This window comes from Ensifer sp. PDNC004 (genome assembly GCF_016919405.1).
Taxonomy (GTDB): domain Bacteria; phylum Pseudomonadota; class Alphaproteobacteria; order Rhizobiales; family Rhizobiaceae; genus Ensifer.
In genome coordinates this window covers 3456011-3477892 of sequence record NZ_CP070353.1, presented here as the reverse complement: position 1 = coordinate 3477892, position 21882 = coordinate 3456011, and the positions used below count along the sequence as shown (strand labels likewise).

The window sequence follows — 21882 nt, the reverse complement described above, 5'->3', positions numbered from 1 at the left end:
GCAGACCAAGTCCAGGCCCGCTTCCAGCAAGAAAACGGGCCTGATTTATTGTGATCATGGATCGGAAAGCGAACACCGAGACCACCAAAACCGTAGCCTGCCCTGCGCCGGACGCATCCCTCGGTTGCGGATTAGCCCCTAGTATTTCAGGGTATTTCAAGCTTATTTAACACCTTATACGATAACAGGGGCGACAAGCACACTGATTTCGGATGGGTTTCTTGTCGGGCGACAAGAATTTGTCGTGACTGTCGAGACGACGAGCGGCGACATGAGTGGAGCAACTTCGCGCAGATGAGCAATAAGGGCAGCAGCTATGCGTCCCCTCAGATGGGCGTCGGGGAAGCACGCACGGCCAAGGCCCTGCGACGCAAGCTCCAATGGCTGGTGGCCATTGTCGTTGCCTGCACGGGCATTCTTGCGACCGAAATCATCGCCGCGTCCTACAGCGATTTTGTCATCGCGCGCCGCAATCTGGCGGAAGTCATGGCCTTTTGCCGCGTCCTCGACGCCGCGAACTATCTCTCGGCCGAACGTGGTCCGTCGAACGGCATGCTCGGCCTCGGCGTGGCGCCCGGGTCCACCGTTCAGGCGCGGCTGGCGGAGTTTCGTACCCGCAGCGACGCGGCACTCGCCGAGATCACCGCCGACATCGACAATGCCAGCCGTTCCGAACCGGCCGGCGCACTCTCGCCCATCCTGGTCGAGGTGCACCGTCGCTTGATACTTGCGCGTGCGGAAGTCGATCGCATTGCAGCCCTTCCGCCGGAAGAGCGGAATCTTGCCGAAATCGAAGGGTCGATCGAGGCCATGTTCGGCGTGATCGATGCGCTCCGCCCCGCTATCGACTGGAACATTCAGCGCCTGACCAATACGGACCCGAACCTTGCGGGCATTGCTCTTGCGGCCCAGATGCTCGCCAATCTGCGTGAAGACGGTGGCCGCCTCGGCTCGCAGGTCATGGCGCCCGTTGCCGTCGGCAAGCCGCTCGCGATCAAGAACCTGGCCGACAGCGAGCGCACACGCGGCAGGCTACAGGAGGTCTGGGCGATCGTCGGCAAGCCGGGCGCGCTTCCCGGCCTCGATCCGGCGAAGATCGGCGATCTCGCCAAGATCGACCACGAATTCTTCGGCGAAGGTTTTGCGATCATCGACAACATCGTCGCGGTCGGCAAACGCTCGGGCAACTACCCGCTGACCGCCGAACAGCTCACCGACATTTTCGTCCCGAAGATGAAGCCGCTTGAAGATCTGCGTCGCGCCTTCATGGATTCGACCGTCGAGCGCCTGTCGACCAACAAGACGCGCGCGTCGATCAAGCTCGCCGTCGCGAGCCTTGCGACCTTCTCGCTTTTCCTGGTGCTCCTGGTGTTGATGCGCCGCGCCCGCTCGCTGGTCTTCGAACCGCTGCTCCTCGCGCGCCACAGCATCATCGAACTCGCCAACGACCGCCCGATCCCGCGCCTCCAGGGCAAGGGCGGAGAAGGCGAAATGGGGCGCCTGTTCGATGCGATAGACATCCTGCGCCAGCGCCTCGACGAGCGCACGCTGCTGATGCAGCATCTCGAGCGCCAGGCGGAAACGGACGAATTGACCGGCCTGCTCAATCGCCGCGCATTGGAGCTGATCGGCGGCGCGGAGGACACGAACGGCAAGGATCAGGACGCCTGTCTGATCCTGATGGATATCGACCATTTCAAGCAGATCAACGATACCCACGGCCACCTGATCGGCGACATCGTGCTTCAGGAAACCGCACGCATCATCCGCAATTCCGTGCGCAATTCCGATCTCGTCGCCCGTTTCGGCGGCGAGGAGTTCGCCGTGATCACGCCCGGCGACAGCATCGAATCCGCTCTTGCCCTTGCCGAAAGGATAAGGGTCAACCTCGCACGCGAACCGATCGTCCTTGCAGACGGGCAGAAGCTGAATGTTACCGCCAGCTTCGGCGTGGCCGAAGGCCGAAGCGCGGACGGTGGCTGGAAGCACCTGATCGAACTTGCCGATACGGAGCTCTATCGCGCCAAGTCCGAAGGCCGCAATCGCGTCTGCGGCCAGCCGGACGAAGCCGCGCACTCGCCGTTCAAGGCGATGAAATCCGCGCGCGCTTAGCCAGGAAATCGAGCACCACCCGCACACGCGCCGGCAGGGCTCCACCCTGCCCGTGGAACACCGCATGGAAGGCCTCGATGTCGCCCGGGTTCAAATGCTCGGCAACCGCCGTCAGCCGGCCGCAACGGATATCCTCCTTGACCGTAAACGTCGGCAGTCGCGCCAGGCCGACGCCGGCGAGCGCAAGCTGGCGCAAGCCCTCGCCGTCACTCACGCGGACCTGCTCCGTCGGTGCCAGCGTGATCGGCTCCCCGTTCGACAGGAGTGGCCAGCCATCGATCGAACGGGCGTAGCTATGGCTCAGCCTGTTCATCGCTTCGAGATCCTCAACACTCTCGGGCGTGCCGAACCGTTGAAGATAGGACGGCGCGCCGACGATCGTCATCGACGTGCTGCCGAGCTTGCGGGCGATCAGGCTTGAAGACTTCAGCGGACCAGCACGCACGGCGATGTCGGCCCGCTCCGCCATCAGGTCGACCACGGCATCGGTCTGCAAAATGTCGAGCGAGACAGACGGGAAGGCCGAAAGAAAATCCGACAGCACCGGCATCAGCACATGCACCGCATAGGAAGCGCTGACGTTCAGACGCACGCGACCCTCCGGCGTCTCGCCTGAACCCGCCTCGCGCTCCGCCTCGTCGATATCGGCAAGGATGCGCACCGCCCGCTCGTAGAAGGCGCAGCCCTCCGCCGTCAGTTGCAACCGCCGCGTAGAGCGGTTGACGAGCCGGACGCCGAGCCTTTCTTCAAGCCGCTGCACGAGCTTGCTGACGGCCGAGGGGGTCATACAGCAGACCTTTGCGGCGGCCGAAAAACCGCCTAGTTCCACCGCCTTGGCGAAAACCGCCATCTCCCCCGAACGATTGATCGACAAGCGCGACATGTGACTTCAGCTCACAAATGATGTTCTTTCATTATGTCTACATCGCAAATAGCAACGACACCACCTTCTCCTCGTGGGCGAGCGGACATCCGGTCTCGCAAAGGCCAACCATCGAGGAGTTTGACGACATGGAATACAGACGGCTTGGATCATCGGGACTGAAAGTGCCTGCCTTGAGCTTTGGCGCCGGCACGTTCGGCGGCAAGGGGCCGCTCTTCAGCGCCTGGGGCAACAGCGACGCCGCGGAAGCCAGGCGGCTGATCGACATCTCGCTCGAGGCCGGAGTCAGCCTCTTCGACACCGCCGACGTCTATTCCGACGGCGCATCCGAGAGCGTGCTTGGTGCGGCCATCAAGGGCCGGCGCGATGCCGTGCTGCTCTCCACCAAGATGGCATTGCCGATGGGCGACGGCCCGAATGACGCCGGCACGTCGCGCACGCGTCTCGTCAAGGGCGTCGACGATGCCTTGAAGCGGCTCGGCACCGACTATATCGACCTGTTGCAACTGCACGCCTTCGACGCGGGAACGCCGGTCGAAGAGGTGCTTTCGACACTCGACGGTCTCGTCACTGCCGGCAAGCTGCGCTACGTCGGCGCCTCAAACTTCGCCGGCTGGCAGCTGATGAAATCGCTGGCGGCGTCGGAGAAGCACGGCCTCGTGCGTCATGTGGCCCACCAGGTCTACTATTCGCTTGTCGGACGCGACTACGAGTGGGAACTGATGCCGCTTGGTGCCGACCAGGGCGTCGGCGCGCTGGTCTGGAGCCCGCTCGGCTGGGGGCGCCTGACCGGCAAGATCCGCCGCGGCAAGCCGTGGCCGGAAGGAAGCCGCCTGCATGACACAGCCGCCTTCGGCCCGCCGGTCGATGACGAAAAGCTCTACGATGTCGTCGACGTGCTCGACCAGCTTGCGGAGGAAACCGGCAGGACGATCCCACAGATCGCCATCAACTGGCTGCTGCAGCGCCCGACGGTCTCGAGCGTCATCATCGGCGCCCGCAACGAGGAGCAGCTTCGCCAGAACCTCGGCGCCGTCGGCTGGTCGTTGTCGCGGGAACAGATCGCCCGGCTCGACGCGGCGAGCAAGACGACTCCGGCCTACCCCTACTTCCCCTACTACCGCCAGGAGGGTTTCGCGCGGATCAATCCGCCGATCGTCTGATCGTCAGGCAACCGCTTTCGCACGCCCCGCACTGGCGTGCGAAAGCACTGCGCTGCCTCGATTTTCCAGGCACGCTTTCGCGCTTGCATTCTCGATTTGCATTGCACAAACTTCGTGGCGATGGGGGCACCAGACCCCCCACAACAGCGCCGCGCGCCGAAGGCGCGCTAAGGCCGCTGTCGCACTTAGAAGGGCAGCACGTTTTGGTCCTTAAATCGAAGGTGATTTAAGGAAACATGCTGCAGGGGGATCAAATCCGGCATGTCGATCAAGGCCAGTATCTATCACCTGACCCACTACACCTATGACCGTGCCGTCAGGCTGTCGCCGCAGATCATCCGGCTGAAGCCCGCCGCTCACTCTAAGACCAAGGTCATCAGCCACTCGCTGAAGGTTTCGCCCGGCAACCATTTCGTCAACCTGCAGCAGGACCCCTACGGCAACTACCTCGCCCGTTTCGTCTTTCCCGATCCGGTGAGCGAGCTGAAAATCGAAGTCGATCTCGTTGCCGACATGACGGTCTACAACCCCTTCGACTTCTTCGTCGAGGAAGAGGCGGAGCATTGGCCCTTCCCCTACCCCGAAGATCTCAGCGACGATCTGAGGATCTACATGACACCGGAGCCGCTCGGCCCGGCGCTCTCCGCCTTCATGGCAACGGTCGATCGTTCCCGCCAGCGTACCATCGACATGGTCGTCGGGCTCAACGCGCGCCTGCAGCAGGAAATCGGCTATGTCATCCGCATGGAGCCGGGCGTACAGGATCCGGAGCAGACGCTGACATCGGCGAGAGGATCGTGCCGCGATTCCAGCTGGTTGCTCGTGCAGATCCTGCGCAATCTCGGCTTCGCTGCCCGCTTCGTCTCCGGCTATCTCATTCAGCTGACGCCCGATCTGAAAGCCCTCGACGGCCCCTCCGGCACCGACCACGACTTCACCGACCTGCATGCCTGGGCGGAAGTCTATCTGCCCGGCGCCGGCTGGGTCGGGCTCGACCCGACCTCGGGCCTCCTGACCGGCGAAAGCCATATTCCGCTTGCCGCAACGCCGCACTATCGCAACGCCGCGCCGATCTCCGGCGGCTTCTTCGGCGATCCCGAGACCCGAACCGACTTCGCCTTCGACATGAAGGTAAAACGTGTCGCCGAGCACCCGCGCATCACCAAGCCGTTCTCCGACGAGAGTTGGGAGGCGCTGAATGCGCTCGGTGAAAGGGTTGACCGGGTGCTCGAGGAAAACGACGTCAGGCTGACGATGGGCGGCGAGCCGACCTTCGTCTCGATCGACGATTTCGAGGCGGAAGAATGGAACACAGCCGCCGTCGGCCCGACCAAGCGCGAGAAGGCGGACGATCTCATCCGCCGGCTGCGCGAGCGCTTCGCGCCGGGCGGCTTCCTGCATTACGGCCAGGGCAAGTGGTATCCCGGCGAAAGCCTGCCACGCTGGACCTTCTCGCTCTACTGGCGCAAGGACGGCGTGCCGATCTGGAGCCGGCCCGATCTCATCGCCGAGGAAGCCGGCCGCCACGACGTGACCGAAAAGGATGCCGAACGCTTGCTGCACGCGATCGCCGGCGAGCTCGATGTCGCGGCCGACATGGTGGTGCCCGCCTTCGAGGATCCGGCCGAATGGCTCTTGAAGGAGGCGAACCTCCCGGACAATGTCGATCCCGCCAATTCGAAGCTCAAGGACCCGGAGGAACGCAGCCGCATGGCGCGTGTCTTCGAGCGCGGGCTGACGACGCCGACCGGCTACGTTCTGCCGGTCCAGGCCTGGAACGCGCAGGCCTCCGGACGACAATGGATGAGCGAGAAGTGGAGCACCCGCCGCGGTCGGCTCTTCCTCGTGCCAGGCGATAGCCCCGTCGGCTACCGCCTGCCGCTCGGCACTCTGCCCTATATCGCGCCCTCGCAGTTTCCCTATATCCACCCGCTCGACCCGACCTTGCCGCGCGACGACCTGCCGGATTTCTCCGAGGAGATCAGCCGGCCGCAACAGGCACGCTTCCAACCCTCGGAAGCGCCGGAGACACCGCTGCCGGTCGCGCGGGACGAAATCGCCGGCCTGGTGCGCACCGCCATCAGCGTCGAACCGCGCGACGGCAGGCTCTGCGTCTTCATGCCGCCGACGGCAAGCATCGAGGAGTATCTCGACCTGATCGCGTCTGCGGAACGCGCCGCTGCCGCCATTGGCCTGCCGGTGCATATCGAGGGCTATGCCCCGCCGCAGGACGAGCGCATCAACGTCATCCGCGTCGCGCCCGATCCCGGCGTGATCGAGGTCAACATCCACCCGGCCGCCCATTGGCGTGACTGCGTCGATATCACGACCGCGATCTACGAGGAGGCGCGCCAGAGCCGGCTCGGCGCCGACAAGTTCATGATCGACGGGCGTCATACCGGCACCGGCGGCGGCAACCATGTGGTCGTCGGCGGCGCCAATCCCAATGACAGCCCGTTCCTGCGCCGCCCGGATCTCCTGAAGAGCATGGTGCTTCACTGGCAGCGGCATCCCTCGCTTTCCTACCTGTTTTCCGGCCTCTTCATCGGCCCGACGTCGCAGGCGCCGCGCATCGACGAGGCCCGCCACGACCAGCTCTATGAACTCGAAATCGCGCTGGCGCAGGTGCCGATGCCCGGCTCTGCAACGCCGCCGCCCCTGCCCTGGCTCGTCGACCGGCTGTTCCGCAACCTGCTCGTCGACGTCACCGGCAACACCCACCGGGCGGAAATCTGCATCGACAAGCTGTTCTCGCCCGATGGCCCGACCGGCCGTCTCGGCCTGGTCGAGTTCCGCGGCTTCGAGATGCCGCCGAACGCCCGCATGTCGCTTGCTCAGCAATTGCTGGTGCGCGCGCTGATCGCCCGCTTCTGGAAGCACCCGGTCGACGGACGCTTCGTGCGCTGGGGCACTGCGCTGCACGATCGTTTCATGCTGCCGCATCATGTCTGGCAGGACTTTCTCGACGTGCTCGCCGATCTCCGGGCGCATGGCTTCGATCTGAAGCCGGAATGGTTCGAGGCCCAGCTCGAGTTCCGCTTCCCCTTCTGCGGCGAGGTCGAATACGAGGGGGCGAAACTCGAGCTCCGCCAGGCGCTCGAACCCTGGCACGTGATGGGCGAACAGGGCGCGATCGGCGGCACCGTGCGCTATGTCGACAGCTCGATCGAGCGCCTTCAGGTCAAGCTCGATACCGCCAACCCCGAACGTTACATTGTCGCCTGCAACGGTCGGCCCGTGCCGCTCACACGCACCGGCTCGAACGGCGCGGCGGTGGCCGGCGTGCGTTACAAGGCGTGGCAGCCGGCGTCCGGGCTGCACCCGGTGCTGCCGGTCAACACTCCCCTTACATTCGATATCTATGATACATGGTCGAATCGGGCGATCGGCGGTTGCATCTACCATGTCGCCCACCCGGGTGGGCGCAACTACGACACGTTTCCGGTCAACGGCAACGAGGCGGAGGCGCGGCGCCTGTCGCGGTTCGAGCCTTGGGGCCATACGCCGGGAGGCTACCCGCTGCGCCCCGAAAGCCCGTCGACGGAATTCCCGATGACGCTTGATCTCAGGCGTCCACCAGGAGCGTAAATGCCGAAGAAGCAGACAGCCGCCGCAAGCCATCCGGGCACCGACGACGATCCGGTCTTCGGCTATCGGGCCCTTCCCGGTATTGCCGACGAAATGCTCGACCAGGAAGGCAATGTCCGCCCGGTCTGGCAGCGGCTGCTCGCGACGCTTGGGCGGCTCGACGAAACCGAGCTTGCCAACCGCTTCGCCCGCGCCGACCGCTATCTGCGCGATGCCGGGGTGTTCTATCGCGTCTATGGCGCCAAGGAGAGTTCCGAGCGCAGCTGGCCGCTGTCGCACATTCCGGTTCTGATCGACGAAAAGGAATGGGCGCACGTCTCGCAAGGCCTGGTGCAGCGCGCCGAGCTGCTGGAAAAGGTGGTCGCCGACATCTATGGCGAGAACCGGCTGGTGCGCGAAGGGCTGCTGCCGCCGGCGCTCGTTGCCTCCAATCCGGAGTTTCTGCGCCCGCTTGTCGGCGTAAAGCCGGCCGACGGCCACTTCCTGCATTTCGTCTCCTTCGAGATCGGCCGCGGCCCCGACGGAAACTGGTGGGTCCTGTCCGATCGCACCGAGGCGCCCTCGGGCGCCGGCTTCGCCCTGGAGAACCGGGTCGCGACCACGCGCGCCTTCTCCAATCTCTATGCGGAAAGCCACGTCCACCGGCTGGCCGGTTTCTTCGGCGAGTTCCGCGACACGCTGCAGAGCCGCCGGCTGCATCCGGACGACCGCATCGCCGTTCTTTCGCCGGGGATCGCCAACGAGACCTATTTCGAACATGCCTATATCGCCCGCTATCTCGGCTTCATGCTGCTTGAAGGCGAGGATCTGACCGTCGTCGGCGGCCGGGTGATGGTGCGCACCGTCGCCGGTCTCAAGCCCATCGGCGTGCTCTGGCGTCGTCTCGACGCCGCCTTTGCCGATCCGCTCGAACTCAATCAGTCCTCCCATATCGGCACGCCCGGCATCGTCGAGGCGCTTCGCGCCGGATCGGTCTCGATCGTCAACGCGCTCGGCACCGGCATCGTCGAAACCCGCGCTTTCCTCGCCTTCACGCCGGCGATCTGCCGCCATCTGTTGGGCGAGGAACAGAAGCTGCCCTCGATCGCCACCTGGTGGTGCGGCCAAAGCGCGGAACGCGAACAGGTCGCCGCCAACCTCGACCGCATGGTCATCGGCCCCGCCTACCAGACACGCCCCTTCTTCGACGACAATGGACAGTCGGTGCTCGGCCGCACGCTCGATGAGAAGGCCCGGGCCTCGATCGCAGACTGGCTTTGCGCCGAGGGCGGCAAGCTCGTGGGCCAGGAAGTGGTCACGCTCTCGACCACCCCCGCCTGGGTGCGCGGGCGGCTGACGCCACGGCCGATGAGCCTGCGCGTGTTTGCGGCACGCACCCGCGACGGCTGGCAGATCATGCCGGGCGGCTTTGCCCGCATCGGCTCCGGTGACGATGTCGCTGCGATCGCGATGCAGGCGGGCGGCACCGCTGCCGACGTCTGGATCGTCAGCGACCGGCCGGTCGAGCGCACGACGCTGCTTCCGGCCGAGGAAAGCTTCACCCGCAACATGCCGGGCAGCCTGCCAAGCCGGGCGGCCGACAATCTCTTCTGGCTCGGCCGCTACATCGAGCGCGCGGAAGGGGCGCTTCGCATCTTGCGCGCCTGGCACGGCCGCTTTGCCGAAACCGCCGATCCGGACCTGCCGCTCCTGAAGGATGTCGGCGACTACCTCGCCGCTCTCGACATCGATGCGCGCCAGCCGGTGCCCGACAGCCTGCTTGCCAATATCTCCAGCGCCCTTTTCAGCGCCGGCAACATCCGCGACCGTTTCTCTCCGGACGGCTGGCTGGCGCTGAACGACCTTTCGCAGACGGCGCGCAAGTTCCACGCGACGGTGCAGGCCGGCGACGACGCGACGCGGGCGATCACCGTACTCCTGCGCAAGCTCGCCGGCTTTGCCGGTCTCGTGCATGAAAACATGTACCGCTTCACTGGCTGGCGCTTTCTTTCGATCGGCCGCTACATCGAGCGCGGCCTGCACATGACGCGGCTGCTCGGCCACATGTCGGGGCCGGACGCACCCGACGGCGCCTATGACATGCTGCTCGAAATCGGCGACAGCGTCATGACCCACCGCCGGCGCTACAATGTCAGCACCGCCGCGTTGACCGTCACCGACCTCCTGGCGCTCGACCCGCTCAATCCGCGCTCGGTGCTTTACCAGTTGAACGAGATCAAGACCGAGGTCGAGCTCTTGCCGAACGCCTTCGTCAACGGACAGATGTCTCCCTTCTACCGCGAGGCGATGCGGCTGCATTCGGGCCTGGCGGTGATGACGCCGGAAGCCATGAACCTCGGCGTCTACAATCGGTTGGAGCGGGATCTCGAAAGCCTGTCCGATCTGCTCGCACGCACCTATCTCGGCTAGCCATGCTCTACGACATCAGCCTGAAGATCACCTATGACTACGAAGTGCCGGTGTCCGGCGGCCGCCACCTCGTGCGTGTGCTGCCGGCAACGCTGCCGGGCCGCCAGCGTCTCGTCGTCGGCTCGCTCAGCTGCCATCCCATGCCGGCCGAGCGCACCGAGAGCATCGACTTCTTCGCCAACCCGTTCACGTCGATCCTCTTTCGCAATTCGCATGCCGACCTGACGATCCGCATGCAGGCGCGCGTGCAGGTGGAGGCCCAGGCCTTGACCGCGGACTTCTCCCCCGATCTCGCCGGCCTGCCGGCAGAGCTTGCCGCCTGCTGGTCCGTCGATGCCGACGCTCCGCACCACTTCGCCGGCCCGAGCCCGCTCTTGCCCGAGGCCGCCGAAATCGCCGCCTATGCTCGCGACACGGTCACCGACGGAATGACCGTGCGCCAGATCGCCGTCGCACTGTGCGACCGCATCCATCGCGACTTCACTTATGATGGTGAGGCGACGACCGTGAACACGACGCCGGCAGAAGCGTTCAAGCTCAAGCGCGGCGTCTGCCAGGACTTCGCCCATGTCATGATCGTGGCGCTCAGAAGCCTCGGCATCCCTGCCGGCTATGTTAGCGGTTTCCTAAGGACGATCCCTCCGCCCGGCAAGGAGCGCCTGGAGGGGGCCGATGCCATGCACGCTTGGGTGCGCGTCTGGTGCGGCACAACCGGTGGGTGGCTCGAACTCGATCCGACCAACAATATTCCGGCTGGAACCGACCATATCGTCGTCGGCCATGGCCGCGACTATGGCGATGTCGCGCCCGTCATCGGGGTCCTGAAAAGCTACGGCAGCCAGACGACGAAACAGGCGGTCGACGTCATTCCGGTACCGTGACCCGATTTGGCACAGGCCAGTTCCCGCTTCAGGACAGATCGGATGCCGCAAAACCCCTTACAACAACTGGCTTTCCGGCGATCCATTAAAATTGCACGGATTGCCGGAACGATATCGTAAGCCATCGCCGCTATTGATGCCCCCAAGCTTGCAACGTGTTCCTTTGGGGTGTGCAAAGATGGGAAGACGATACACGGTAGGCCGGTCCTTCGTAGCCATGCTCAAGGACCGGGGTGGCAATTTTGGTGTGATGGCTGCACTCGCGGCGCCATTGGTCTTGGCAGCCGGCGGCGTCGCCGTCGATCTGGCCACCATGATGACGACGAAAAACCAGATGCAGGACGCGGCGGATGCCGGCGCGCTCGCTGCGGCTTCGGCGCTGGTCTCAAAGACACCGCCGACGACCGAAAAGGCCAAGGACATCGCGCTCGCTTTTCTCAAGGTGCAAACCTCCGGCTCCGACGTGGACGTCCCCGGTGGCAGCGATCCGGGCACAGCCAGCGCGTCTGGCACGTCGGATCCCGGAGCGACGGCAGGTGACCCTGCCACGCCTCAGACCACTGTGGACATCATCGAGAGCAAGAACGGCCCGACCGGCAAGGCTTACAAAGTCACGGTCCTCAACCGGAAGACGCTCCAGTTGAACGCAATGACGCGGCTGCTCGGCCAAAATTCGATCGATATCGAAACCCGGGCCACTGCGGAAAGCGCCACCGAGAGCAAGAACGCGCTGTCCATGTATCTGGTGCTCGACCGTTCCGGCTCGATGGCCTGGAAAACCAATACGCTGAACTCCAAAAAGACGTCCTGCCCGAACTACACAGAAGCGAATTGGGGCAAGTATCCGAACCTGGCGGCAACCAGCCCCTGCTATGTCACGAAGGTCGACGCGCTCAAAACCGCCGTCAGCGATCTGCTGAAGCAGTTGAACACGGCCGATCCGAACACGCTTTATGTCCGCACCGCAGCCATTTCCTACAACTCTGCGCAGGACACGGCGGGCAATCTCGACTGGGGCACGACCGGGACGTCGACCTATGTGAACGCCCTTGTTGCAACGGGCGGCACCGCATCGGGCAACGCGTTCAAGACGGCTTACAGCCGCGTGACCGCGACGACCGAGGACACAGCGCACAAGGCCAAAAACGGTCAGGTTCCGACGAAATACATCGTCTTCATGACCGATGGCGACAACAACAACACCAGCGACGACACGACGACGCTTTCGTGGTGCGACACGGCTCGAAAGAACAATGTCCAGGTCTACACCGTTGCGTTCATGGCGCCTGACCGCGGCAAATCGTTGCTGAAGTCCTGCGCCACGACCGAAGCGAACTACTTCCAGGCGGAAGAAGCAGGCGATCTGATCGCAGCCTTCAAGGCAATTGGCGAAAGAGCCTCGGCCCTGGCAACCCGCCTGACCAAATAAGCTCAGAGTTTTCCGATCTCGCGCCGCCCGGTCCCGCCGGGCGGCGTTTTGCATTTCCGACCCCTCCCCGCGCTTTTTATGCGCCCAAGACACCTGCTTCAGGCAAGTCTAATCCATTTAAAAACATCTGTTGCAAGCGCTTCGGATCGATGCATAAATTGCCTTTATCCCCGGTCGGGTCCGGCCTGCGATCTCCCAACGCAAAAGGGTAAAGACAGTTTCATGATGAACAGGCTCTCCACCAACGACGTGCCGCAGCCCGCCCCAAGGTCGTCTGAACCTAGCCAGCTCGCCGTCGAAATCCTCGAACGTCTGAAGTACCGCATCGGCAAGGACCCGAAGGTCGCCAAGCCCCATGACTGGCTGACGGCGGCGATCCTGGTTGTGCGCGACCGCATCACAGACAAGTGGATGGATTCCACCCGCAAGACCTATTCAACCGGTGCAAAGCGCGTCTACTACCTCTCGCTTGAGTTTCTCATCGGCCGGCTGATGCGCGATGCGATGACCAATATCGGCCTGATGGACGAGATGCGCGATGCACTCGCCTCCCTTGGCGTCGATATCGATGTCGTCGCCCAGCTCGAGCCGGATGCGGCCCTCGGCAATGGCGGTCTCGGACGGCTGGCTGCCTGTTTCATGGAATCGATGGCGACCGTCGACGTACCCGCCTATGGCTACGGCATCCGCTACATGCATGGCCTCTTCCGCCAGCAGATGGCCGATGGCTGGCAGGTGGAACTGCCGGAAACCTGGCTTGCCCACGGCAATCCCTGGGAATTCGAACGGCGCGAAAGCTCCTACGAAATCGGCTTCGGCGGCGTGGTCGAAACGGCCAATATTGATGAGGAGATCCAGCGTTTCGTGTGGAAACCGGCCGAGCGCGTCATCGCCACCGCCTTCGACACGCCCGCCGTCGGCTGGCGGGCAAAACGCGTCAACACGCTTCGTCTCTGGACCGCGCAGCCGATTGACCCGATCCTGCTGGCCGCCTTCAACGCCGGCGACCACATCGGGGCGCTGCGCGAAAGCAACAAGGCGGAAAGCCTGACCCGCGTTCTCTATCCGGCCGACGCTACACCGGCCGGCCAGGAACTGCGGCTGCGCCAGGAATACTTCTTCTCCTCGGCCTCGCTGCAGGACATCCTACGCCGTCACCTGCAGCAATATCCGGATTTCAGCTCGCTGCCGGATGCCGTCGCCATTCAGCTCAACGACACCCATCCGGCGATCTCGATTGCCGAACTGGTGCGGCTGTTGACCGACCTGCACGGCCTCGATTTCGAGCAGGCCTGGGACATCACCCGCCGCACGATCTCCTACACCAACCACACGCTGCTGCCCGAAGCGCTCGAAAGCTGGCCGGTGCCGCTGATCGAGCGGCTTTTGCCGCGCCACATGCAGATCGTCTATGCGATCAACGCCAAGATCCTGATCGAGGCCCGCCGCCAGAAGGGCGCGACGGACGACGAGATCCGCAACATCTCGCTGATCGACGAAAGCGGCGAACGGCGTGTGCGCATGGGCAACCTCGCCTTCGTCGGCTCGCACTCGATCAACGGCGTTTCGGCGCTGCACACGGAGCTGATGAAGGAAACGGTATTTGCCGACCTGCACAAGCTCTATCCCGACCGCATCAACAACAAGACCAACGGCATTACCCCGCGCCGCTGGCTGATGCAGTGCAATCCCGGTCTCTTCGGACTGATCCGCGAGGCGATCGGCGACGAGTTCATGGACAATACCGAGGCGCTGCAGGCGCTCGACGCCTTCGCCGACAAGGCGGAGTTCCAGGAGCGTTTCGCCGCGGTCAAGCGCGCCAACAAGGTTCGCCTCGCCCAGCTCGTGCAGAGCCGTCTCGGCATCCGGCTCGACCCGTCGGCGATGTTCGACATCCAGATCAAGCGCATCCATGAATACAAGCGCCAGCTCTTGAACATCATCGAGGCCGTGGCGCTCTACGACCAGATCCGCTCCCATCCGGAGCTCGACTGGGTCCCGCGCGTCAAGCTTTTCGCCGGCAAGGCGGCGCCGAGCTATCACAATGCCAAGCTGATCATCAAACTCGCCAACGATGTCGCGCGTGTCGTCAACAACGACCCGGCGGTGCGCGGCCTCCTGAAGATCGTCTTCGTGCCGAACTACAACGTCTCGCTTGCCGAGATCATGGTCCCCGCTGCCGATCTTTCCGAGCAGATCTCGACGGCCGGCATGGAAGCATCGGGCACCGGCAACATGAAGTTCGCGCTGAACGGCGCCTTGACGATCGGCACGCTCGACGGCGCCAATGTCGAGATGCGCGACTGGATCGGCGAGGAAAACATCAAGATCTTCGGCATGACCGCCGAAGAGGTGGCCCGCGCGCGAGCCGAAGGCCACAATCCTCGTGCCATCATCGAAGGCTCGCGCGAGCTGTCGCAGGCGCTGCAGGCGATTGCCTCCGGCGTATTCTCGCCCGACGACCGCAATCGCTTCGCCGGCCTCGTCGACGGCATCTACAATCACGACTGGTTCATGGTCGCTGCCGATTTCGAAGCCTACGCCAAGGCACAGCGCGAGCTCGACCAGCTCTGGACGACGCCGTCCGACTGGCAAGCACAGGCAATCCGCAACACGGCACGGATGGGCTGGTTCTCGTCCGACCGCACTATCCGGCAATATGCCGGGGAAATCTGGAGAGCCGGATGACGTCTTCGGCCGGCAAGGACCCGGAACCCGCAGCTTCAGGTCTGCTGTCAGCGCCGGATGTCGCGGCCATCCTCTCGGGCACGCACGAGGATCCCTTCGCGGTTCTCGGCGTGCACCCCGCCGGCAAGGCCATCCTTGCCCGCTGCTTCATCCCCGATGCCGAGACGGTGACCGTAGAAACGCTCGCCGGCAAGGAACTGGGCGCGCTCGAACGGCGCGACGATGCCGGTTTCTTCGAGGGGCCGATCGCCCTCAAGAAGCCTCAGCCGGTGCGCTACCGCGCACGCAACGAGGGCGGCGAATGGGTGGTGATCGATCCCTATAGCTTCGGGCCGGTGCTCGGGCCGATGGACGACTACTACATTCGCGAGGGCTCGCATCTTCGGCTGTTCGACAAGATGGGCGCACACGCGATCGAGCATGACGGCGCGCAAGGCTATCATTTCGCCGTCTGGGCGCCGAACGCCAAGCGCGTTTCGGTGGTCGGCCAATTCAACGACTGGGACGGCCGGCGGCACGTCATGCGGCTGCGCGCCGATACCGGCATCTGGGAGATCTTCATTCCCGGCGTTGAAGGTGGCCTTGCCTATAAATACGAGATCCTCGACCGCAACGGCACGTTGCTGCCGCTGAAGGCCGATCCCTTTGCCCGGCGCTCCGAGCTCCGCCCCAACACCGCCTCCGTCACCACGCCGGAAATCGCGCAGGTGTGGGACGACGAGGCGCACCGCAAGCATTGGGCGTCTGCCGACGCGAGGCGCCAGCCGATCTCGATCTACGAGGTCCATGCCGGCTCCTGGCAACGCCGCGACAATGGCGACATGCTCTCCTGGGACGAACTTGCCGACCGGCTGATCCCCTACTGCGTCGATATGGGCTTCACCCATATCGAGTTCCTGCCGATCTCGGAGTTCCCCTTCGACCCGTCCTGGGGCTACCAGACGACCGGCCTCTATGCGCCGACCGCCCGCTTCGGCGAGCCCGAAGGTTTTGCCCGTTTCGTCAACGGCTGCCACAAGGTCGGCCTTGGTGTCATCCTCGACTGGGTGCCCGCACATTTCCCGACCGACGAGCACGGCCTGCGCTGGTTCGACGGCACCGCACTCTACGAACACGAGGATCCGCGCCAAGGTTTCCACCCCGACTGGAACACGGCGATCTACAATTTCGGCCGCCAGGAAGTGCTGTCGTTCCTCGTCAACAATGCGCTCTACTGGGCGGAAAAATTCCATGTCGACGGCCTGCGCGTCGATGCGGTCGCCTCGATGCTCTACCTCGACTACTCGCGCAAGCACGGCGAGTGGGTGCCGAACGAATATGGCGGCAACGAGAACCTCGAGGCCGTCCGTTTCCTGCAGACGCTGAACACGGAAATATACGGCTCTCACAAGGGTATCCTGACGATCGCTGAGGAATCGACCTCCTGGCCGAAGGTCTCCCATCCGGTCCATGCGGGGGGCCTCGGCTTCGGCTTCAAGTGGAACATGGGCTTTATGCACGACACGCTGCAATATCTGTCGCGCGAGCCGGTGCACCGCAAGTTCCACCACAACGACCTGACCTTCGGCCTGCTTTATGCCTTCAACGAGAACTTCGTGCTGCCGCTGTCCCATGACGAGGTCGTGCACGGCAAGGGCTCGCTGATCGCCAAGATGGCCGGCGACGACTGGCAGAAGTTCGCCAATCTCCGGGCCTACTACGCCTTCATGTGGGGCTATCCCGGCAAGAAGCTCTTGTTCATGGGTCAGGAGTTCGCGCAGTGGCGCGAATGGTCCGAAGACCGCGCGCTCGACTGGAACCTGCTCGAATACCACCTGCACGAGGGCATGCGGCGGCTGGTGCGTGACCTCAACGGCACCTATCGGGCCAAGCCCGCCCTTCATGCGCGTGACTGCGAGGGCGAAGGCTTCGAGTGGCTGCTGGCCGACGACCGCGACAACTCCATCTTTGCCTGGCTGCGCAAGGCGCCCGGCGAAAAGCTCGTTGCCGTCATCACCAATTTCACACCCGTTTACCGGGAAAGCTACGCCATCCCGCTGCCGGTCAAGGGTCGTTGGAAGGAGATCCTGAACTCCGACGCGGAAATCTATGGAGGAAGCGGCAAGGGCAACGGCGGCGCCGTTTTTGCGGAGAAGAACAGCACGGGAGCGATCATGGCCAACATCACCTTGCCGCCGCTCGCGACACTGATGCTGGAACAGGAGTAATTTATCCGACCCGCCAGCCGAAGGCGGTGGGCGGAAGACTGCAAATATCGAGGGCCGCAAGGCGTCGCAGAAGGCCGCCGTGACGACCCCTTGAGGTTCAATGAATGGGGAGGACAAATGGTGGAAAAGCGTACGCAACCTCTGGCACGTGATGCCATGGCCTATGTTCTCGCCGGCGGTCGCGGCAGTCGCCTGAAGGAACTGACCGACCGACGGGCGAAGCCGGCCGTCTATTTCGGCGGCAAGGCCCGTATCATCGACTTCGCGCTGTCGAATGCGCTCAACTCCGGTATCCGCCGCATCGGCGTCGCCACCCAGTACAAGGCGCATTCGCTGATCCGCCACCTGCAGCGCGGCTGGAACTTCTTCCGCCCTGAACGAAACGAAAGCTTCGACATTCTGCCCGCCAGCCAGCGCGTTTCCGAAACGCAATGGTACGAAGGCACGGCTGACGCGGTCTACCAGAACATCGACATCATCGAGGACCATGGCGTCGAATACATGGTGATCCTTGCCGGCGATCACATCTACAAGATGGACTACGAACTGATGCTGCAGCAGCACGTCGATTCCGGCGCCGACGTCACCATCGGCTGCCTCGAAGTGCCGCGCATGGAAGCGACCGGCTTCGGCGTCATGCATGTCGACGAGAAGGACCGCATTATCGCCTTCGTCGAGAAGCCTGCCGATCCGCCCGGCATCCCCGGCAATCCGGAAATGGCGCTTGCCTCGATGGGCATCTATGTCTTCCACACGAAGTTCCTGATGGATCTTCTGCGCCGCGACGCCGCCGATCCGAAATCGAGCCGCGACTTCGGCAAGGACATCATTCCCTATATCGTCGACAACGGCAAAGCCGTCGCACACCGCTTTGCCCAGTCCTGCGTGCGCTCCGATTTCGAGCGCGAGGCCTACTGGCGCGACGTCGGCACGATCGACGCCTACTGGCAGGCCAATATCGATCTCACCCATGTGACGCCGGAACTGGACATCTACGACAGCACCTGGCCGATCTGGACCTTCGCCGAGATCAAGCCGCCGGCCAAATTCGTGCATGACGACGAGAACCGCCGCGGCTCGGCGACATCGTCGCTCATCTCCGGCGACTGCATCATCTCAGGCGCAGCTCTCAACCGCAGCCTGTTGTTCACAGGTGTGCGGGTAAATTCATATTCCCGTCTGGAGAATGCCGTAGTTCTTCCCGATGTGAAGATCGGTCGCCATGCGACGCTGCGCAACGTGGTCATCGACAGCCGTGTCGTGATCCCGGAAGGCCTCGTCGTCGGGGACGATCCGGTGCTCGATGCCAAGCGTTTCCGGCGTTCGGAAAACGGCGTCTGCCTGATCACGCAAACGATGATCGACAAATTGGGAATGTAGGCACTTCATGAACGTCCTGTCCGTTGCGTCCGAAGTCTATCCGCTGATCAAGACCGGGGGGCTCGCCGATGTCGTCGGCGCGCTTCCGGCAGCGCTTTTGCCGCACGGCGTCAAGACCCGCACCCTGGTGCCCGGCTATCCAGCCGTGCTGCAGAAGCTGAAGAAGAAAAAGAAGGTTGGCAGTTTCGACAACCTGTTCGGCAATCCGGCGGCAGTTCTCGCCGCTGAAATCGACGGGCTCGACCTGCTGGTCCTCGACCAGCCGGAACTCTACGCCCGCGACGGCGGTCCTTACGTCGATGCGACCGGCCTCGACTACGTCGACAATTTCCGCCGCTTTGCCGCACTCTCGCTTGCGGCGGCCGAGATTGCCGGCGGCGATGTCGTCGCGGGCTTTAAACCCGATATCGTTCACGCCCATGACTGGCAGACCGCGCTGACGCCGGTCTACATGCATTTCGGCCCGGCAGCCGCAACGCCGACTGTGATGACCATCCACAACATCGCCTTCCAGGGCCAGTTTGGCGCCTCGGTCTTCCCGGAGCTTGCCCTTCCCCCTGAAGCCTTCTCGATGCAGTTCGTCGAATATTACGGCGATGTGGGCTTCCTGAAGGGCGGCTTGCAGACCGCCGACGCTATCACCACCGTCAGCCCCTCCTATGCGCAGGAGATCCTGACGCCCGAATTCGGCATGGGTCTCGAAGGTCTGTTGAAGAGCCGCGTCGCCGACCTCTCCGGCATCGTCAACGGGATCGACGCCGATATCTGGGATCCGCAGACCGACCCGCACATCGCCCAGCACTTCAGCGCAACGAGCCTGAAGCAGCGCGCCGCCAACCGGCGTGCGCTCGAGGAACGCTTCGGCCTTGAAAAAGGCAACGGCCCGATCTTCTGCGTCGTCAGTCGGCTCACCTGGCAGAAGGGCATGGATCTGGTCGCCGAGATCGCCGACGAGCTCGTCGCCATGGGCGGCAAACTCGTGGTGCTCGGCTCCGGTGATGCGGCGCTCGAAGGCGCGCTGCTCGCCGCCGCCTCCCGCCATCGCGGCAATATCGGCATGGTCACCGGCTACAACGAGCCGCTGTCGCATCTGATGCAGGCGGGCTCCGACGCGATCCTCATTCCGTCGCGCTTCGAGCCCTGCGGTCTTACCCAGCTCTACGGCCTGCGCTACGGCTGCGTGCCGGTCGTCGCCCGCACCGGCGGCCTCGCCGATACCATCATCGACGCCAACGAAGCCGGGCTTGCGGCCAAGGTCGCCACCGGCTTCCAGTTCGCGCCTGTCAATGCCGATGGGTTGCGGCTTGCGATCCGGCGGGTGCTGCGTGCATACAGCGAGCCCAAAGTCTGGTCGAAAATTCAGACGCAGGGCATGAAATCGGACGTTTCCTGGGCCACAAGTGCCGAGCGTTACGTCTCTCTTTATTCCGGACTTCTCGGGAAAGGTTAAGTCAGCATGATAAGAACGGTTACCACAACCCCCTACGGCGACCAGAAGCCTGGCACGTCAGGGCTGCGCAAGAAGGTCCCGGTCTTCCAGCAGAAGAACTATGCCGAGAACTTCATCCAGTCGATCTTCGACGCGCTCGAAGGCTTTCAGGGCGAAACCCTTGTCATCGGCGGCGACGGCCGCTTCTACAACCGCGAAGTCATCCAGATCGCCATTAAGATGGCGGCGGCCAACGGCTTCGGCCGCGTGCTCGTCGGCCGCGGCGGCATCCTGTCGACGCCGGCTGCCTCCAACGTCATCCGCAAGTACAAGGCCTTTGGCGGCATCGTGCTGTCGGCCAGCCACAATCCCGGCGGCCCGACCGAAGACTTCGGTATCAAGTACAACATCGGCAATGGCGGCCCGGCACCGGAAAAGGTCACCGATGCGATCTTTGCCCGCAGCAAGGTGATCGACAGCTACAAGATCTCCGACGTTGCCGACATCAACCTCGATGCCGAAGGCACGCAGGCGCTTGACGGCATGACCGTGACGGTCATCGACCCGGTCGCCGACTATGCCGAACTGATGGAAAGCCTGTTCGACTTCGACGCCATCCGCAAAATGATCGGCGGCGGCTTCCGCGTCGTCTTCGACGCCATGAGCGCCGTCACCGGGCCTTACGCCAAGGAGATCATCGAGAAGCGTCTTGGCGCGCCCAAGGGCTCGGTGATGAACTTCATTCCGCTGCCCGATTTCGGCGGCCACCATCCGGATCCGAACCTCGTGCACGCCCGCGCGCTCTACGAGACCATGATGGGACCGGATGCACCGGATTTCGGCGCCGCCTCCGACGGCGACGGCGACCGCAACCTCGTCATCGGCCGCGGCATCTTCATCACGCCCTCCGACAGTCTGGCCATGCTTGCCGCCAACGCGCATCTGGCGCCCGGCTATGCCAAGGGCATTGCCGGCATCGCCCGCTCGATGCCGACCAGTGGTGCGGCCGACCGCGTGGCCGAGAAGCTCGGCATCGGCCTCTACGAAACGCCGACCGGCTGGAAGTTCTTCGGCAACCTGCTCGACGAGGGCATGGCGACGATCTGCGGCGAGGAAAGCGCCGGCACCGGCTCCAACCACGTGCGCGAAAAGGACGGCCTCTGGGCGGTCCTGCTGTGGCTCAACGTTCTCGCCGCCCGCAAGGAAAGTGCGCTCGACATCGTCAAGAGCCACTGGGCGACCTACGGCCGCAACTACTATTCGCGCCACGACTACGAAGAGGTCGACAGCGATGCCGCCAATGGCCTGATCGCCAACCTGCGCGACCAGCTTGCCACGCTGCCCGGCAAGTCCTTCGGCGCGCTCAAGGTCGCGACCGCGGACGACTTTGCCTACAACGATCCGGTCGACCATTCCGTCAGCAAGAACCAGGGTATCCGTATCCTGTTCGAAGGCGGCTCCCGCGTCGTCTTCCGCCTCTCGGGCACCGGCACATCGGGCGCAACGCTGCGCGTCTATATCGAGCGCTTCGAGCCGGACGCTTCGCGTCACGATATCGAGACGCAGACGGCGCTTGCCGATCTCATCGCCGTTGCGGAAGAGATCGCCAGCATCAAGACCCGCACCGGCCGCACCGAGCCGAGCGTCATTACCTGAGAAACCAGACGATCGGGGCCGCCTTCGGGCGGCCCTTTTCTGTAGCCGCCTACCCTC

12 protein-coding genes are annotated in these 21882 nt (G+C 63.8%); 11 read left to right on the top strand and 1 reads right to left on the bottom strand.

Annotation, left to right across the window (positions count from 1 at the left end):
* Positions 1 to 294 precede the first annotated feature (294 nt).
* The gene (locus tag JVX98_RS24970; protein ID WP_205237768.1) at positions 295 to 2112 is read left to right on the top strand and encodes a GGDEF domain-containing protein; all 1818 of its coding nucleotides are present in this window, start codon (positions 295 to 297) and stop codon (positions 2110 to 2112) included.
* On the opposite strand, the gene JVX98_RS24965 is transcribed toward JVX98_RS24970, so the two are convergent.
* Positions 2084 to 2995, bottom strand: a complete 912-nt coding sequence (locus JVX98_RS24965; protein WP_205237767.1) for a LysR family transcriptional regulator — start codon at positions 2993 to 2995, stop codon at positions 2084 to 2086. The two genes, JVX98_RS24970 and JVX98_RS24965, sit on opposite strands and share 29 nt — an antisense overlap.
* Before the next feature lie 128 nt (positions 2996 to 3123).
* On the opposite strand from JVX98_RS24965, the gene JVX98_RS24960 reads away from it, so the two are divergent.
* From JVX98_RS24960 to JVX98_RS24915, 10 genes are all read left to right on the top strand, one after another.
* Positions 3124 to 4158, top strand: coding sequence for an aldo/keto reductase (locus tag JVX98_RS24960; RefSeq protein WP_205237766.1), 1035 nt, complete (start codon positions 3124 to 3126; stop codon positions 4156 to 4158).
* Positions 4159 to 4419: 261 nt separating this feature from the next.
* The gene (locus JVX98_RS24955; protein WP_205237764.1) at positions 4420 to 7746 is read left to right on the top strand and encodes a DUF2126 domain-containing protein; all 3327 of its coding nucleotides are present in this window, start codon (positions 4420 to 4422) and stop codon (positions 7744 to 7746) included.
* Positions 7747 to 10155, top strand: a complete 2409-nt coding sequence (locus tag JVX98_RS24950; protein WP_192450768.1) for a circularly permuted type 2 ATP-grasp protein — start codon at positions 7747 to 7749, stop codon at positions 10153 to 10155. It begins immediately after the preceding gene.
* Positions 10156 to 10157: 2 nt separating this feature from the next.
* Positions 10158 to 11036: a transglutaminase family protein gene (locus tag JVX98_RS24945; protein ID WP_205237762.1), complete on the top strand. Its 879-nt coding sequence runs from the start codon at positions 10158 to 10160 to the stop codon at positions 11034 to 11036.
* Between the two features lie 178 nt (positions 11037 to 11214).
* Positions 11215 to 12465, top strand: a complete 1251-nt coding sequence (locus JVX98_RS24940) for a vWA domain-containing protein (RefSeq protein WP_205239522.1) — start codon at positions 11215 to 11217, stop codon at positions 12463 to 12465.
* 222 nt (positions 12466 to 12687) lie between these two features.
* Positions 12688 to 15153, top strand: coding sequence for a glycogen/starch/alpha-glucan phosphorylase (locus JVX98_RS24935; protein ID WP_371826535.1), 2466 nt, complete (start codon positions 12688 to 12690; stop codon positions 15151 to 15153).
* A complete protein-coding gene (glgB, locus tag JVX98_RS24930; protein ID WP_192450771.1) occupies positions 15150 to 17360 on the top strand; it encodes a 1,4-alpha-glucan branching protein GlgB in 2211 nt (736 codons plus the stop codon). The genes JVX98_RS24935 and glgB overlap by 4 nt, the downstream gene beginning before the upstream one ends.
* Positions 17361 to 17477: 117 nt before the next feature.
* Positions 17478 to 18740, top strand: a complete 1263-nt coding sequence (gene glgC, locus JVX98_RS24925) for a glucose-1-phosphate adenylyltransferase (RefSeq protein WP_043610706.1) — start codon at positions 17478 to 17480, stop codon at positions 18738 to 18740.
* Between the two features lie 7 nt (positions 18741 to 18747).
* Entirely contained in the window at positions 18748 to 20190 is a 1443-nt protein-coding gene (glgA, locus tag JVX98_RS24920) for a glycogen synthase GlgA (protein WP_205237761.1), read from the top strand.
* Positions 20191 to 20196: 6 nt separating this feature from the next.
* Entirely contained in the window at positions 20197 to 21825 is a 1629-nt protein-coding gene (locus JVX98_RS24915; RefSeq protein ID WP_192450773.1) for an alpha-D-glucose phosphate-specific phosphoglucomutase, read from the top strand.
* Positions 21826 to 21882 lie beyond the last annotated feature (57 nt).